The sequence below is a fragment of the Metabacillus sp. 113a genome (assembly GCF_050107635.1).
GTDB lineage: Bacteria > Bacillota > Bacilli > Bacillales > Bacillaceae > Metabacillus_B.
In genome coordinates this window covers 60221-76417 of record NZ_JBNILJ010000009.1, presented here as the reverse complement: position 1 = coordinate 76417, position 16197 = coordinate 60221, and the positions used below count along the sequence as shown (strand labels likewise).

Sequence of the window (16197 nt, the reverse complement as noted above, 5' to 3'; positions counted from 1 at the left end):
TGAAAAATGGGGAAATAGCCATTACAGCTTAGATTCACAATAAGGAGGTAATATTCATGTTCGAGTTGAAAGACGTTTTAACACTGCTTTGGTCCTTATGCATTGTGCTGCCGATTGCATCCTTCGTTCACCAGCTTGGACATACGGTGATGGCGCTGGTATTCGGCGGAAAAGGAACATTTACGATTGGGAGAGGCAAGACGCTTTTTTCGTTTAAAAATCTGACGGTCAAACGTCTTTACTTTTTAGACTCTTTTTGCCAGTATGAAGGACTGAGATATGACAACCGGGCAACCCACGCCCTCGTATACGGCGGGGGAGCGCTTTTTAATTTACTTTCAATACTGCTGGTGAATTTTCTGATTGTACAAGGAGTGGTGGAGCCTCATTTGTTTTTCTACCAATTCGCCTATTTTTCCAGCTACTATGTCATATTTGCCTTGCTGCCTGTCCGTTATTCTGATGACCATCCAAGTGACGGGATGGCAATCTATGAAGTGCTGCGGCATGGAAGAAAGTGCGACCCTATTGATTAAGATAGGCTGTTAAAATCACAATTAAAAAACCGCCTTCTGGCGGCTATTGGCTTATAGCTTTGTTAAATAATAGAGGAACCAAACAGAATGGTTTTGTTCATCGGCTGCCGCTCTTCTGAAAATACGTTTCATATAGGCATTTGTGGACTTATCGGACAGGTCAAAATCAAAATCACCTGTTTCCGGTTCATCCTTGAATGCAGCATATAAACCTTCTCCGTATGCCGGCGGACATCCTTCCAGTTGTTTCGGCTTATGCTGCCTTCCTGTCAACGAAACATAAATTTGCGAAAATTCGTAATGTCTTTTCTCATCATTCCGTATTTCCAGAATCTGATCTTTTGAGCCTGATCAGGGGCTTGTTTTGCCAAAACCTCATAGCAATTTATGGCACTGTACTCTCAACTAACGCTTTAGCAATATCTTTTGCAATCAGCGCATTCTGCCTCATTTGCCGCTGATACTCCTGTTGATTAGAATACTGCATGCACATATCCCCTTTCAAGCCAGCTTCCATAAAACATATGACAGAAATTTTGAAATAGTAGTGAAAAAGAACGGGATAATCCATATAATAAGAATCACATAAGTGTGGATGCCAACGGAGATTAGATGTGAACGGGATTGGCAGCAGGCATAAAAAAAAACGGTCAAGTGAGCAAACAGGATGATCAGAATACAGGATACATATCGAATTTGGGCTGCTTCTGCTGCGGCCCATGACGGAAAATCGAACATTGAAATGAGGGCAGCAAATTAAAGCTTAGGGAGGGCAAGGGATGATCAGACAGCTGACGGCAAAGGATCATGAGCAGTGCTATGCTTTTGTAGCGAAAAAGCCTGCTGAAAATCTTTTTTTTATAGGAGATATTGAAGCATTCGGCTACAGTGAACCTTTTCAGAAAATATGGGGTGATTTTGATGACAAAGGAACCTTGAGAGGAGTGCTCTTAAAATACGAAATCAACTATATTCCTTATGCGGAAGGCGATTTTGATGCGGAAGGCTTTGCAGAAATCATGAAAGGCGATCCGGAATGGAGAATGCTTTCAGGTCTTGAAGAGGTAACACGAAAGCTAGAACCATTTCTAGATCGGACCATTCAGAAGCGGGTGCTGTATTATGCGAAATGCGATAAGCTTGAGCAAATTGCTGAAAGGGAATCCTATGTAGCGGTGAAAAGGGCTGTACTCGAGGATGCGGAAAGAATAATTGATTTGTACAGACAAATCGAAGAATTTACTTCAGGAAGTGATAATGCAGAAAGCCGGCGCAGAAATATGGAAAAGGGTGTTTCCAGAACGTGCTATGTGGAGGAAAATGGATTGATGGTGAGCGCGGCTTCTACTGCGGCTGAAAATACACTGTCAGCCATGATTGTCGGAGTTTGCACCTTGAACGAACATAAGCGGAAAGGCTATGCGACCCGGTGCATGCTAAAGCTTTGCAAAGAAGTGCTTGAGGAAGGCCGGGAACTTTGCTTGTTTTACGATAATCCTGAAGCAGGGAAAATTTATAAGCGGATTGGATTCAAGGATATAGGCAAGTGGACCATGTATAATTGTTCATGAACCGGCTGTTGCCATAAAGGGCGAAAGCCGGCTGTATGAACAATCGGGGAATACTGTTTATTTGTCAAACCACGCTTTTCTCAATAACAGCATCCCAGTTTTAATCTCCTCCTCTGTCACCCCTCCAAATCCAAGGAAAATCAGCGGGCGATCCGGCTGTGAATGGATGTAATAGGGGGAGGTCGGGTAGACTTTGACCCCGTGTTGCGAAGCAGAGGCAATCAGTTCTGCTTCGCTCATCCCATTCATGACTTCAAGCAGAAAATGGGTGCCTGATTTTTCCCCAATGAATCGGACATCTCCTTTGAAAACCTCGTTTACGTGCTTCAGCAGCAGCGAATGCTTTTTCCGGTAATGGGTTCTCATTCTGTTTAAATGCTGCTCCCACCATCCGTTTGCCATAAAAATAGAAAGGGCGTGCTGATGAAACCTGGATACCGTTTGCTTTTCCGTCATAAGCTCCTCCTGTCCCGACTCCAGCAGTTTTAGGGGAAGAACCGCGTAGCTAATACGCAGGGAAGGGATGAAGGTTTTTGAAAAAGTGCCTAAGTATAGAACATCCCCGTTTTCGCTTAAGCTATGTAAAGAGGGAATCGGTTTTCCTTCATACCTGAATTCTCCGTCATAATCATCCTCTATAATCCATGCATTGCTTCGCAGTGCAGACCAGTTTAGAAGTTCCATTCTTCGCTGTACAGGCATTACTGTGCCCAGCGGGAATTGATGGGAAGGAGTTACATACACAGCAGATGCCGGGGTTTTTGCCAAAGCCTCTGCTTGAATGCCGCTTTCATCAAGAGCGATCGGTTCGATCCGGTGATTACTTAGCGTCTGCCGTGTCCGGTGGTAACCGGGGTCTTCTACTGCAATGCAGCTATCCTTAAGCATGCGTGAAATTTTTCCGAGAAGCATTTGTGTGCCGCATCCTACTATGACTTGATTTGAACGGCATCTTACCCCTCTCGTCTGGTGCAGATAGCGGGCTATTTCCCTCCTGAATGCAGCTTCGCCAAAGGGATGGCCTGTATGGTAAAGCTCCTCATGGTCAAGAGCCTCCGCTGAACACTTTTTCCATTGGGCGTAGGGGAATTTTGCAGTATCCACTGTCTGGCTGAAATCAATGACGTTTCCATTTATCACGGTCTCAGGTTCAGAATCAGCAGGTGCCGGTTTTTCTTCAAAGCAAATGACTCCGGGTTCAAACTCAAGCACGAACCAGCCTCTTCTGGGAATGGATTTAACATACCCCTCTGCCTCCAGCTGGGTGTATGCAGACTCTACTGTATTAATACTGACATTTTGAAGAAGAGCCAGTTTTCTCTTTGAAGGGAGCTTTGCCCCGGGGTGCAGGCTGCCGTTGGCAATATTCCTTTTAATATGATCATAAATTTGGATGAACATGGGCTTATTTTGATGAAAAAATAGAGTTTCCATAAACAGCTCCCTCCATCTCTGGACCTGCCGAAAATGAAAAAACTGACTCTCCCGGCCATTCCAGATTCTTGTTATATTCATCTTATCATAAAGGAGGAATGAGAAATGGAGAGAGTAGAAGAGCTTATCGGAGAGTCTGAATGGATAAAGGGTTACCCAATCATTAAACAGCTTCGGCCGCATTTGGATGAAAAAACGTTTATTGATTTAGTCGCTTTAGCAGCCCGGGAGGAAAATTATCGTGTGAAGCTTATGTACAGCGGATTAGAGCCAGTAGCCTATATTGGATTCCAGCCGATGATTACTCTGTATTATGGAAAATACATCTGGGTTTCAGATTTAGCAGCTGATCAGAATCACCGGTCCAGAGGATTTGGAAAACGTCTCCTTGAGCACGTGGAATATGAGGCAAAAGACAATGGCTATGAAGGGATTGCACTCTCTTCCAATCTTCAAAGAACAGCGGCCCACCGGTTTTACGAGGAGAAGATGGGGTATGAGAGGTCGGGCTACACGTTTAAAAAAGGATTTTGAATGGCACGTAAATTCCAAAAGGAACTTTGGAGAATACAGCTTCCTGTTCCGCTGCCCTGGTCCAGGCTTCATAAAGAAAACAGGGAAACGCTGATTTGCGTCTCCCTGTTTTCAGATAGTCCAATTGTTTATAACCCATTCAGAAAATCGCGGCTCGCCTTGTTTCCAACCAGTGCTTCTGCTCTTTGGGGGTCTGCTTCTTCCGGTTCATTTGATGAAAGCTTATAAATGAGGATGCGCTTTACAGCTTCATCTATTCTTTCCTGTTTGATTTTTCCAGATTTTATTGCTGCCACGATTCCGTCATACACTTCCACCTGATTTTTGTATTCGTGACAGACCAGTAAAAGATCTGCCCCTGCATTTACGGCTTCTACTCCCATATCTTTGTAGGTGTAGTACTTATTTACGGCACCCATTTCCAAATCATCCGTCACTACAATTCCTTCGAAGCCGAGCTTTTTCCGCAAGAGATCTTTTATAATGACGGGAGAAAGGCTTGCTGGTTTTTCTTTATCATAAGCCGGATATTTTATATGCGTAACAAGTGTAAAAAAGTTTTGGTTATCTGTTTCCGCAATGATCCGTTTAAACGGATAAATGTCTGAATTCTCCAAATCAAGCTGATCTGCCTCGACTGCTGAGGAATCCTTGTGAGGATCCACCTGGCTTCGTCCGTTTCCGGGAAAATGCTTAAGTGCACCCGTTATTCCGGCATCATTCAGTCCTTTTATGGAAGAAGTACCATACTCATATGTTTTTTCAGGATTTTCTCCAAAGGACCGGGTATCTGTCGAAGATAAATCTAAAACAGGTGCAAGGTTAATTGTAATTCCCATTGCTGAAAGCTCTTTCCCGTTTAAATTGGCTACATCGTATACATCTGCTGCAGTCGATGTATGCCCCAGCTGCTGCTGTGAAGGAATTGGAGACACCTTTTCTTTCATCCGGGTAACCATTCCGCCTTCCTGATCCACAGAGATCATTAGAGGCAGGGATAACGGGCTCTTTTTGGCAGCGTTTTGCAGGGAATTTGTCAGTTCAGCCACTTGTCCGGGAGACTCCATATTGCGGTCGAATAATATAATCCCGCCAGCTGAACGGTTGTTAATAAAATCAGCGGCATCCCCAGCAGCTTCTTTTCCTCTGATGCCGACCATCATTATCTGCCCCGCTTTTTGTTCCGCCGTCATGGAAGAGAGGATTTTTTTTGCTTCCTCTTCAGGAGGCAAGGTTTCTTTCTCAGGCTCAGGTTTATTTGAAGAGAACCCTTCTTTTTTTGTGTGAATGGAAGGGCTTTTTTTTCCTTCTGAATGATTTGACGCCATCCAATACCAAATTCCAGCTGAAAGTCCAATCAGCAAAATCAAAATTGCCGGAAGGATAAAAGGTTTGTTTTTCATCTATTCTGTTCGTGAACCTGTCTGATCAATGCTCGGTGACTTTAGTTTCCATGCCCCATCTTCATTAACAAGCGTCCAACTTCCTTTCCAAGACTGAACAAGCACGGAACCGTCCTCCTGCTTATCCCGGGAAATCATTTCAAAGCTCGCAGAAGCATTGATCCCATCGTCTTCGTCAACCGAAACATAGAGGATTTCGTTAGAGATATTATCTTTCATGCCTTTTGCCCAGTTGTCTACTGTATATTTTGCTTGTCTTGAAGAATCAAACAGGTTAAATGCTGCTTCGTACTCACCACTGGAAATGCTTGTGTAATGAGACCGGATCACGTCTTCAATCTCGCTTGTGCTGCTTGCAAATTCCGGATCAGCCTCATAATCGTCAAACAGGTCTTCTGCAGCTTCTTCTTCAAACCATAGGTCCAGACTTTCTTCTGCATTCTTTACCGGCTGGATGCTGCTCTTGAACGTCTTACCATTTTTCTTGCGCTCTGCGTGAAGCTTTAATGACCCATCGGCTGTAATAGGACCGAATTCGTACGCTTCCTCTATCGTCATCCCGGTAGATTTCCCGTTTACAAACAGGATGGCATCGGAATAATTAGAAGATACATACACTTGATCCCCTGACATATCCAATTCTGTATACAGTTTTTCGCTATCATTCCATGATTCAAGGACTTCGCTTTGCTCTACCTTTGCGAATTTTGTTTCACGCAGTCCGGAAACCGTGTGTTCTCCCGGGAGATAAGGGCCAAACGTTAACGCTTTTTCTTTCGAGGCAGTCTTTTCATTCTTTCCATCAATTTGAACGAGTGTGTCGTCTTCATTTACTTGAACCTCAATATAGACAGGCTGGGCATATACAGCATACTCGTCAAATATCATCCACTTCTTCCCTTTTGGAATTAGGTGTATTTGACTTTCTTCAAACCCTGCCGTTCCGCCATTTTCTAAAGAGCCGGATTCTAGGGTTTGAGCGGATTCAGTTAGGGAATTGATTAAACCGTCCTTCAAATCTGGATTATTGTCCAAATAGGAGAGCCATAGCGATGCCTGGGCTGCATCAGCGGTTTTAAGCTGTGCGTTCCCATGCTGAATCATTTCAGCTATTTGCTTTGCATCTTTTTTCTCGATTGCCTGAATGAATTGTTCGGCCGTTTTAACAGGAGAGTACATGGAGTCCAACAATTTATAAACCCCGAAGAACAAAATCGCTGCCGCGGCAATGCTTATTGCCATAACCTTGGTTTTTTTGCTCATCGGCTGTCTTGGTGCTCTCTGAGGTGCAGGCTGTTTAGAGATAGTCTCTTGCAGGGATTGTCCACAATTTGTACAATACTCCGTTTCTGAAGTCATTTTGTTTCCGCAATTTTTACAAAATCTCACGATGATTCACTCCTAGTGTATGAAAGTATAAATTACCTATAAAATAGTAAGCATAATTAGAGTTAACCACAACTATTTACTTATGAAAAGTGAAATATATGTAAAAGAGGAAAAGATATGCATTAGGTTGCGCAGACTAAACAAGGCTAAGAAAACGAACCGCTTGTTCAATTAAAATAATTTTGGATGCTATCTATGCGCCATGCCTGTCTATTCACCTAGAAAAATAGACCCTTTTTTAAAATATATTAAGGCATGTTTAGCTGCCTCCATTCAATGAAATTCCTGAATATTCAGCATTTATCCCCAAATGGTGCAAACGAAGGTCCTTCGAATTTTGCTAAAGCATCGGGTTAATTTAGGCATTCTGTTTCATTTACTAAATATTCTGAAAAATTTATGATATGGAAAAGGAGGCGAGACAATGGGAAAGGGAAGAATCAGAGTGGAGGAGCGTATTAAAGTTGAGACTAATGAAGAAATGTACAAAGCCACCCTCGTTGACCAGAATAGCACAAAGGAAAAGAAATAATCCCAATTCCATGAATCAAAGCCGCACTGCCTTTTCACTAAACGATATTTAACATTCCGTCCTTGCTTTAAGCTGCCAGCCCCCGAAACTGGCAGCTTTTTTCAATCCATCTGTTTACTATCCTCTAAACAAGGTATATAAGAAAAAAGGACAGGATTCCAGCACTTGTAACGAATGCTATAGTATAATTCTGTTCGACGAACGCGAAAAGGAGAGACGAAGGAGTGCCGGAATCACTTTTTACATATGAGAACTTAACACAGATGGGAATCAGCATTGGGATCCTGGTGTTGTTTTTAATTCTGAGAAAGCTTTTTACAAAATACATTTTTCACTTAATTATGAAAATCAGCAGGAGAACTCCGACAGAATTTTTCACCCATGTCCTCCTGTCATTTGAAAAACCGCTGCGCTGGCTGTTTGTATCAATTGGTGTCTATCTGGCCATCGTATACTCCCCATTCTTTACAAACAGCATGGAAATTGTCCATGAGTTGTACCGTTCCGCCATTGTCATTGTAATTTCGTGGGGTCTGTATAATCTGACAGGCTCATCCTCACTGTTTTTCAATAAGGTGAATACAAGATTCGATCTCGGTATTGATGATATTTTAGTCCCGTTTCTTTCAAAACTCATGCGGTTTGTTATCGTAGCGCTAAGCTTCAGTATCGTGGCCCAGGAATTTGATTATGATGTGAATGGTTTCGTGGCAGGGCTCGGCCTCGGGGGGCTTGCTTTTGCCCTTGCCGCCAAGGATACAATCGGAAACTTTCTTGGGGGAATCGTCATCATTACTGAAAAACCTTTTACAATCGGGGATTGGATTAAAGCTCCAAGTGTGGAAGGCGTTGTAGAGGATATTACGTTTAGAAGCACGAAAATCCGTACGTTTCCGCAGGCGCTGGTCACCGTACCGAATTCAACTCTCTCAAATGAACCGATCACCAACTGGACGAAAATGGGGAAGAGGCAGATCAACTTTTCCATCGGAGTTACTTATGGGACAACACAAGAACAGCTTAAGGATTGTGTCCGAAGAATTGAAAAGATGCTGATCGATCATGATGGAATCGATGATGAAATCGTGCAGGTTACATTTAACGCATTTAGTGCCAGCAGCCTGGACGTGCTGATTAATTGCTTTACGAAAACAACCATATACGGGGAGCATTTGAAAATTAAGCAAGACATTAACTTGAAAATTATGAGTATATTGGAAGAGGAGGGTGCAAGCTTCGCATTCCCAAGCCAGACACTGTATATCGAGCAAACCTCTCAAAAGGATGATAGTCAAGCTAAAGAAAAGCAGTATTCTTGAAAATTCTACAGCATAGGGGCAGGTTTTTGCTTTGAATCCAAACGTTCATCAATTAGCCGGATGGCTGAGAGAATCAAAGGTCATTTCAGTAATGACAGGAGCAGGTGTCAGCACGGAATCCGGCATACCGGATTTTCGTTCTTCCAGAGGATTATGGACGGAGGATTTCTCCCGTACAGAGGTGATGAGCCGGTCCTATTATGAAAAAAATCCTGAACTCTTTTGGAAATACTTTAAGGAAATTTTTCAAACAAAATTAAGCATGCAGCATCAGCCAAATAAAGGACATTTGTTTCTGAAGGATTTGGAGCTTGCCGGGAAAGAGGTCCATGTCTTTACTCAAAACGTGGATGGACTCCATCAGAAAGCCGGAAGCAGATCCGTTTACAACATGCACGGTTCCATTCAGACTGCTGCATGTCCTAAATGCGCCGCAGCATATGATCTGACCAGTATTCATGAGGAGGATGTGCCGAGATGTAATGCCCGCTTAGAAAGCGGAAGCAGGTGCGGCTCTATCCTGAAGCCGGATGTTGTTCTTTTTGGTGACATGGTTCAGCATATAGAGGACATTTATCATACAGTCGACCGATCGGATCTGCTGCTTGTAATGGGCACATCACTGGAAGTCTATCCAGTCAACCAGATTCCAAAGGACTTCCGTTTCAGGGGTAACAAAAGGATGGTGCTCATCAACCGTGAACCAACAATGATGGATAATTTATTCGATCTCGTCATTCATGAATCCATCGGTGAAATAGCAAGACAGCTTTCTGTAAAGCTGGAGCTGTAAAAGTCATTGTAACGCCTCTGGATTTTACAGAGGTTTTTTGTTTGGCTCTGTTAGAATGTCAGACAACGCGCCTGAGGGGGGTGAATGTCAGACAATGATGTCAGACAAGAATGTCAGACAACGCGCCTGAGGGGTGTGAATGTCAGACAATGATGTCAGACAACGCGCCTGAGGGGGATGAATGTCAGACAATGATGTCAGACAACGCCTGAGGGGGGGTGAATGTCAGACAAGAATGTCAGACAACGCGCCTGAGGGGGGTGAATGTCAGACAACAATGTCAGACAACGCGCCTGAAGGGGGTAAATGTCAGACAACAATGTCAGACAACGCGCCTGAAAGGGTAAATGTCAGACAACAATGTCAGACAACGCGCCTGAAAGGGTGAATGTCAGACAACAATGTCAGACATAATAAAATGGTCTCAATCTTCCCTGATCAGCTCAGCCTGGCTCAAACGTTGACTTCATGTCTGCCGCGGCAAGCAGCATAGATTAGCGGATGCCTGTTACCATTTAAACAAACAGGCTTTCCGTATTTCTGATCATTCATTTGACTAAAATGCGATTACCATGTATATTAAGTTCGTAAGATTAAACGTTTAAAATGTTAAACATAATGAAAGAGGAGGATAAACGTATGAACTCAAAAGATTATACATTGGTAACAGGTGCTTCCGGAGGGATTGGGTTAGAGCTTGCCAAACTGGCTGCCAGTAAAGGCCACAGCCTTGTGCTGAGCGCCAGAAACGAACAAAAACTCTATGAAATTAAGCAAAGCTTTGAAAAAGAGTACAATGCCCAGGTGATCATCCACCCGGCGGATTTATCTAAGCCTGAGGAAATCAGCCAGCTGGGAGAGGTGCTTAAGAGCAGAGAAATCCACGTCTCCTATTTAATCAACAATGCAGGCTTCGGGCTGTATGGAGAATTTCTGGATACAGATCTTCAGGATGAATTAAATATGATTGATCTAAATATCAGGTCTCTTACTCATCTAACCAAGATGTTCCTCCCGGGGATGGCAGAAAAAAACAAGGGAGGAATTCTAAATGTTGCATCCATAGCTGCTTTCCAGCCGGGGCCATTAATGGCTGTATATTATGCTACAAAGGCATATGTTCTTTCCTTTACAGAGGCTCTTGAAAATGAACTAAATAAAACAAATATCCATATATCTGCACTTTGCCCCGGTCCTACTGAAACCGGCTTTTTCGAAAGAGCAGAGCTTGAAAATTCTAAGCTGTTTAAAAATGGAGTGATGCCGGCTGATCAAGTGGCAAAGATTGGATTTGATGGGTGGATGAATGGAAAAACCGTGATCATCCCAGGGATCCAGAATAAACTTCTGGTTGGTTCTGTCCGTTTTATGCCGAGAAAAATGGTTACATCTGTTGTAAGGAAGGTTCAGGGAAAGGATCAATAACGATGCCAGGAAGATCTGCACTGGTGTATAATAAATGAAATTGATTGAAGAAAGGCTGATTTGCATGTCAGAATCCGTTTTAGAAATTTTTCGCTCTTGTACACCAATTTTTCAAGCGCTTGGAGATCCTGCAAGGCAGGATATTATTTTACTGCTGGCAAAACACGATACACTTACGGTAAATCAAATCGCTGAGCAGTCCCATCTTTCCAGACCGGCAATCTCGCACCATCTCAAGGTTCTACGGGACAATCACCTTGTAGAGATTGAGCAAAAAGGAACCCAGCGGTATTATTCATTGTCATTGAATCAGTCTGTCAATCTGCTTAAACAGCTAATATCTAAAATAGAAGAAGAGTGTGATCTTTAAGTAAACATGATTCACTCCGGGCAAAATGTTTATACAATTAAACGTTTGAACATTTTGCAGGAAGTGGGGGGCTTCTCGCCAAAGAGGATAAAGAAACACGATGAACGAAGGGGACGGCGTCAAATGGACATGCTGTCCCCTTCGTTTTGTCGAAAAATAGTTTATTATTCAGCACATCCTGCGACGACAATAGGACTTTTTTACGATATATTCATAACTACATAAAAGCATCACCGATATCTTATAGGAGGATTTACCTTGATCGCATCCAAAAACAGACTCATGCTATGGGTATCCGCTGCAGGAATCCTGATCGCCTGCGGTATACAAAGCATTCATCGTATTTCGCCCATGCATTGGGAAAAGCAGCATGCTGACCATTACTCACCCATTATACTGGCCTCTATCCTTATTCCGGTTATTTTTTTGCTATTCGCTATCTCTTTCTATAAAAAGCACAGCAGCCACAAACTCATTCCGCTCTTCATCATTCTAACGCTTACGTTTACCAGCATTGTGATGATTGTTTCAGGTGAAGGAATGGTTGTTTATCATTTTTCAATCTTTTTAGTGGTTGCACTGGCTGCATACTATGACACTATTAAACTTATTTCAGTGATGACCGTGTTATTTGCCATTCCGCATCTTCTTGCCATGTTCGCCTTTACGGATCTGTTTTTTGGGGATCACGATTATACGTGGTTCATGTTTTTTATACACGCTTTCTATCTGGTCCTTACCTCTGGAGGGATTTCATGGCAAATTTATACGAAGAATAAAATGACCGAGGAGCTCCTTCGGAAAAACGAATGGCAAAAGCAGTCCCTCGAGCGTTTGACTGAAGAACTTGGCTATACTGCGGGCCGGATTGTAGAAAATGTTGATAAACTGACCGAGCATGCCGAAGAAACAACGGCAGTGAGCAGCTCCATTGAAAAGACAGCGGCTGAAGCAGCTGCAGGTGCAATTGCAAATGTGGCAGAAGCCAAACAGAGTGAGAGAAAAATGCTTTCCATGCAAACGGGAGCCTCGGAAATTGCCAGCGCCGCATCAGAGATTCTGAACCGGTCAATAAAAGCCAATCAGCTTGTAGCGGCAGGTAAAGAGTCACTTGGAAAAACAGAGCAGCAAATTCAGACAATTCACCAAACCTTTGAAAAACTTGCCCTGTCTGTCCAGTCCCTTGAGGGACAATCGATTGAAATAGGAGGCATTGTTTCTGAAATTTCTTCCATTGCAGATCAAACCAATCTTCTAGCGTTAAATGCTGCCATTGAAGCGGCACGAGCGGGCGAATCGGGCAAGGGCTTTGCCGTAGTTGCTGACGAAGTCCGCAAGCTCGCAGCTAAATCAAACGAGTCAACAGAGAAGATCCGGTCTTTAATTGAAACGATTCAAACCAACATTGGGAAAGTAACAGAGGAGATGAACAGCGGTACCTCGGTAGTAGAAGAAGGTTTGCTTAAAGCGGAAACTGCAGCTGCTGCGTTTGAGCAGATTGATGCCGCTTCAAATGAGGTGGCTGCCGGGACAAACAGGGTGGCGGAGGAAGTCGGCCGTTTTGTCCAGCACATAACCGAGGTCAGCCATTCTATTTCAAATATGTCGGCTGCTCTTCAGCTAAGCCAATCAGCAAGCGGAGAGATCGCTTCTGGCATGGAAGGGCAATTACAGGCCGTTCATCATGTGCGAAGCATCATCGAATCGTTGGGAGAGCTTACAGTCAGTATGAATGGACTGGTAACGACCCTCGGAAAAAACAAGTGAGAAGCAGCGGCCACGCTGTTTTTTTCTGTTGATCCATTTCTTCTGCAGCCGTCCGCTTTATTGACGAATCGCCTTGCTCCTCAAACGCTTTTCCTGGAGTCCATCTGTCCCAAAGGGTTTCATAGTTCTTCAGCACACGAAAGGGTTAAAACATCCCAAATTAAGCGTGAAGAAGAATACTCATCAATTTTACCTGTTTAAAGGATCCTTGTTGACTTTCCAGGCATCTGTGTATTACAATTGCAATTAACAAAATGTTAATTAAAAAGTTGGTGATCGATTGGAAAAAAAGAACCCGAATCATGAAGCCTTAGAGCATTACCGTGTGAGCGACTACAGAACGCCGGATGGCTATACATCCGATATCGCAGTGTTTACCCTTCACTCAGAAAAAATGGAGCATAAGCCCCCGGTCGTCAGTTTAATGCTATTGCTGATTAAAAGAACAGAAATGACGGCAGAAGGAATCCCGAATATTGAGGGCGGCAAATGGGCACTTCCGGGAGGTTTTGTCCAGCCGGATGAGACCGCGCTTGAAGCTGCGCACAGAGAACTGCTGGAGGAAACAGGTGTACGCGGGATCCATATGAAGCATTACGGGATGTATGACAGACCTGGCAGAGACCCGCGCGGCTGGATTTTATCCAACGCTCATTACGCCATTGTCCCGGAAGATGCCCTTAAAGATAGACGGGCTGAGGATGATGCGGCTGAAGTGCAGCTTTTCCGACTCGAGGATTTGGATTCCATCCAGCTTGCTTTTGATCACAGCCGGCTGATCACTGATGCCATCAGGGAAATAAGATCTGATTTATTGCAGACTACAGCCGTAAAAAATTTTTTGCCGGGCGAATTTACTTACTCCGAGCTTCAGGCCGTTTTGCTTACAGTGACCGATGATCCGGCCATCAAAAGCGATCAATCGTTTGCCAGAAAAATAAAGACCCTGCCTTTTATTAAAGAAGCTGAAGGGAAAATGACAGCGAGAACATCGAAGAAACCTGCCAAACTGTACCGGTTCACAGATATGGACGTTATCAAGCCGATTTATACAGCTCGCTATTGAACAGGAGGAATGAAAATGACCAAAGCTTTACTTGTGATTGATTACACAAATGATTTTGTAGCTGAGGATGGGGCGCTTACTTGCGGAAAGCCGGGTCAGTCAATCGAACCGGAGATCGTCAGAATTACCGAAGAGTTTATAGAGTTAAAGGAACCGGTGATTTTTGCTGTGGATGTTCATAAAAGGAATGACCCGTTCCATCCGGAGACGGCTCTTTATCCGCCGCATAATATCGAAGGGACAGAGGGAAGGCACCTTTACGGCAGGCTTCAAGAAGTTTACAGCAAAAACAAGCAGGCTGATCATGTGATTTGGATGGACAAAACACGGTACAGCGCATTTGCAGGAACAAATTTGGAAATCCTTCTCAGAGAGAGAGGAATCAACGACATTCATCTTATCGGCGTATGTACGGATATATGTGTTCTTCATACGGCTGTTGATGCTTACAACAAAGGATTTAGAATCACCGTTTATGAACAAGCAGCTGCAAGCTTTGACCAGGAAGGCCACAAATGGGCACTGAGACATTTTAAAGGCAGCTTAAACGCACAAATTCTGTAGCTGGATGGAGAGGAGATCGTTTCAATGCAACACAAATATGAAGATGACAGCATGGCGCTTCACACGGATCTTTATCAAATTAACATGGCGGAGACGTACTGGGAGGATGGAGTCCATAACCGGAAAGCTGTTTTTGAATTGTTTTTCAGAAGGCTGCCATTTGGGAATGGGTATGCGGTTTTTGCAGGACTTGAGCGCGTCATTCAATACCTGGAAGAATTTCAGTTTACGGAAAGTGATCTGGAATTTTTAAAAGAACTTGGCTATCAGGATGATTTTCTGACCTTTTTAAAGGATATGAGGTTTACAGGATCGGTCCGTTCGATGGAAGAGGGGGAGCTGGTTTTTGGAGGCGAGCCAATGATTCGGGTCGAGGCTCCGCTTGCAGAAGCTCAGCTCATTGAAACGGCACTTTTGAATATTGTAAATTTCCAGACTCTCATTGCAACGAAGGCATGCAGAATTAAGCAGGCTGTGGGAGACCAGACCGTCATGGAATTCGGATCCAGAAGAGCTCATGAAATGGATGCGGCTCTTTGGGGCACAAGGGCGGCCTTTATTGGCGGTCTTGAAGCGACTTCGAATGTACGGGCGGCAAAGCTATTTGGAATACCGGCAGCCGGCACCCATGCCCATGCTCTCGTTCAGGCTTACCGTGATGAATATACAGCGTTCCATAAATACGCGCGGCGCCACAAGGATTGCGTGTTTCTTGTTGATACATATGATACGCTGAAGTCAGGCGTTCCGAACGCGATCAGGGTTGCCCAGGAGCTTGGGGATCAAATCAACTTTAAAGGGATCCGCCTTGATAGCGGCGATATGGCATACCTCTCAAAAAAAGCCAGAAAAATGCTGGATGAAGCCGGATTTACCGAGACACACATTATTGCATCAAATGATTTGGATGAAGACACCATTATGAACCTAAAGTCTCAAGGGGCTCGGATCGATACGTGGGGAATCGGCACAAAGCTGATAACTGCATACGATCAGCCGGCTTTAGGCGGGGTATACAAACTCGTTAGCATAGAGGATGAAAATGGAGTAATGGCGGATACGATCAAAATAAGCGGTAATCCCGAAAAAGTGACTACTCCGGGGATGAAGCGGATATATCGGATCATTAATACCAACAATCATAAATCAGAAGGCGATTATATTGCACTTGAAGAAGAAAACCCGAATGAAGAGGAACGGCTGAAAATGTTTCATCCTGTCCATACGTACATCAGCAAGTTTGTAACTGATTTTGTGGCCCGCGACCTTCACAAGGATATTTTCGCTAATGGGAAAATGATTTATGATCTCCCATCTATTCAGAAAATACAGAGCAAAGTTAGGGAAAATCTGGAGGAGCTTTGGGATGAGTACAGAAGAAAGCTTAACCCTGAGGATTATCCGGTGGACCTTAGTGAGAAATGCTGGGAAAATAAGATGAGAAACATACGGGAGATTAAGGATAAGGTCGAGCAAATCAGAAAAGGGTGAGTG

Annotated in this window: 15 protein-coding genes; 12 read left to right on the top strand and 3 right to left on the bottom strand. The window is 43.8% G+C overall.

The window, feature by feature from the left end:
* Positions 1–56 precede the first annotated feature (56 nt).
* Positions 57–536 carry a hypothetical protein gene (locus tag ACQCVE_RS13575; RefSeq protein WP_426846160.1) on the top strand — a complete coding sequence of 160 codons (480 nt, stop codon included), beginning with the start codon at positions 57–59 and terminating at the stop codon, positions 534–536.
* Positions 537–1315: 779 nt separating this feature from the next.
* Positions 1316–2107 (top strand): GNAT family N-acetyltransferase, encoded by a 792-nt coding sequence (locus ACQCVE_RS13570; protein ID WP_426863122.1) that lies wholly within the window; start codon positions 1316–1318, stop codon positions 2105–2107.
* A 57-nt stretch (positions 2108–2164) separates the two neighbouring features.
* Here the strand turns inward: ACQCVE_RS13570 and ACQCVE_RS13565 are convergent, their stop codons facing one another.
* Positions 2165–3541, bottom strand: coding sequence for a PLP-dependent aminotransferase family protein (locus ACQCVE_RS13565; protein WP_426863121.1), 1377 nt, complete (start codon positions 3539–3541; stop codon positions 2165–2167).
* A 105-nt stretch (positions 3542–3646) separates the two neighbouring features.
* Between ACQCVE_RS13565 and ACQCVE_RS13560 the strand changes: the two genes are divergently transcribed.
* Positions 3647–4075 (top strand): GNAT family N-acetyltransferase, encoded by a 429-nt coding sequence (locus ACQCVE_RS13560; RefSeq protein ID WP_426863120.1) that lies wholly within the window; start codon positions 3647–3649, stop codon positions 4073–4075.
* Between the two features lie 128 nt (positions 4076–4203).
* Here the strand turns inward: ACQCVE_RS13560 and nagZ are convergent, their stop codons facing one another.
* Complete coding sequence (nagZ, locus tag ACQCVE_RS13555) at positions 4204–5478, bottom strand: beta-N-acetylhexosaminidase (RefSeq protein WP_426846153.1); 1275 nt, start codon at positions 5476–5478, stop codon at positions 4204–4206.
* Positions 5479–6867: a zinc ribbon domain-containing protein gene (locus ACQCVE_RS13550; protein ID WP_426863119.1), complete on the bottom strand. Its 1389-nt coding sequence runs from the start codon at positions 6865–6867 to the stop codon at positions 5479–5481.
* A 424-nt stretch (positions 6868–7291) separates the two neighbouring features.
* Between ACQCVE_RS13550 and ACQCVE_RS13545 the strand changes: the two genes are divergently transcribed.
* The 9 genes from ACQCVE_RS13545 (at position 7292) to ACQCVE_RS13505 (ending at position 16194) form a co-directional block, all read left to right on the top strand.
* Positions 7292–7399 (top strand): YhdX family protein, encoded by a 108-nt coding sequence (locus ACQCVE_RS13545; protein WP_426846151.1) that lies wholly within the window; start codon positions 7292–7294, stop codon positions 7397–7399.
* Between the two features lie 263 nt (positions 7400–7662).
* The gene (locus ACQCVE_RS13540; protein WP_426846241.1) at positions 7663–8718 is read left to right on the top strand and encodes a mechanosensitive ion channel family protein; all 1056 of its coding nucleotides are present in this window, start codon (positions 7663–7665) and stop codon (positions 8716–8718) included.
* A 31-nt stretch (positions 8719–8749) separates the two neighbouring features.
* Positions 8750–9511 (top strand): NAD-dependent protein deacylase, encoded by a 762-nt coding sequence (locus tag ACQCVE_RS13535; protein ID WP_426863118.1) that lies wholly within the window; start codon positions 8750–8752, stop codon positions 9509–9511.
* A 639-nt stretch (positions 9512–10150) separates the two neighbouring features.
* Positions 10151–10936 carry an SDR family NAD(P)-dependent oxidoreductase gene (locus ACQCVE_RS13530; protein ID WP_426846147.1) on the top strand — a complete coding sequence of 262 codons (786 nt, stop codon included), beginning with the start codon at positions 10151–10153 and terminating at the stop codon, positions 10934–10936.
* Positions 10937–11000: 64 nt separating this feature from the next.
* Entirely contained in the window at positions 11001–11306 is a 306-nt protein-coding gene (locus tag ACQCVE_RS13525) for an ArsR/SmtB family transcription factor (protein ID WP_426863154.1), read from the top strand.
* Positions 11307–11564: 258 nt separating this feature from the next.
* The gene (locus tag ACQCVE_RS13520) at positions 11565–13073 is read left to right on the top strand and encodes a methyl-accepting chemotaxis protein (RefSeq protein WP_426863117.1); all 1509 of its coding nucleotides are present in this window, start codon (positions 11565–11567) and stop codon (positions 13071–13073) included.
* A 280-nt stretch (positions 13074–13353) separates the two neighbouring features.
* On the top strand, positions 13354–14139 hold the full coding sequence (locus ACQCVE_RS13515) for an NUDIX hydrolase (protein ID WP_426863116.1): 786 nt from the start codon (positions 13354–13356) through the stop codon (positions 14137–14139).
* 15 nt (positions 14140–14154) lie between these two features.
* A complete protein-coding gene (locus ACQCVE_RS13510; RefSeq protein WP_426846139.1) occupies positions 14155–14703 on the top strand; it encodes a cysteine hydrolase family protein in 549 nt (182 codons plus the stop codon).
* A 24-nt stretch (positions 14704–14727) separates the two neighbouring features.
* The gene (locus ACQCVE_RS13505; protein WP_426846137.1) at positions 14728–16194 is read left to right on the top strand and encodes a nicotinate phosphoribosyltransferase; all 1467 of its coding nucleotides are present in this window, start codon (positions 14728–14730) and stop codon (positions 16192–16194) included.
* Positions 16195–16197: the final 3 nt, after the last annotated feature.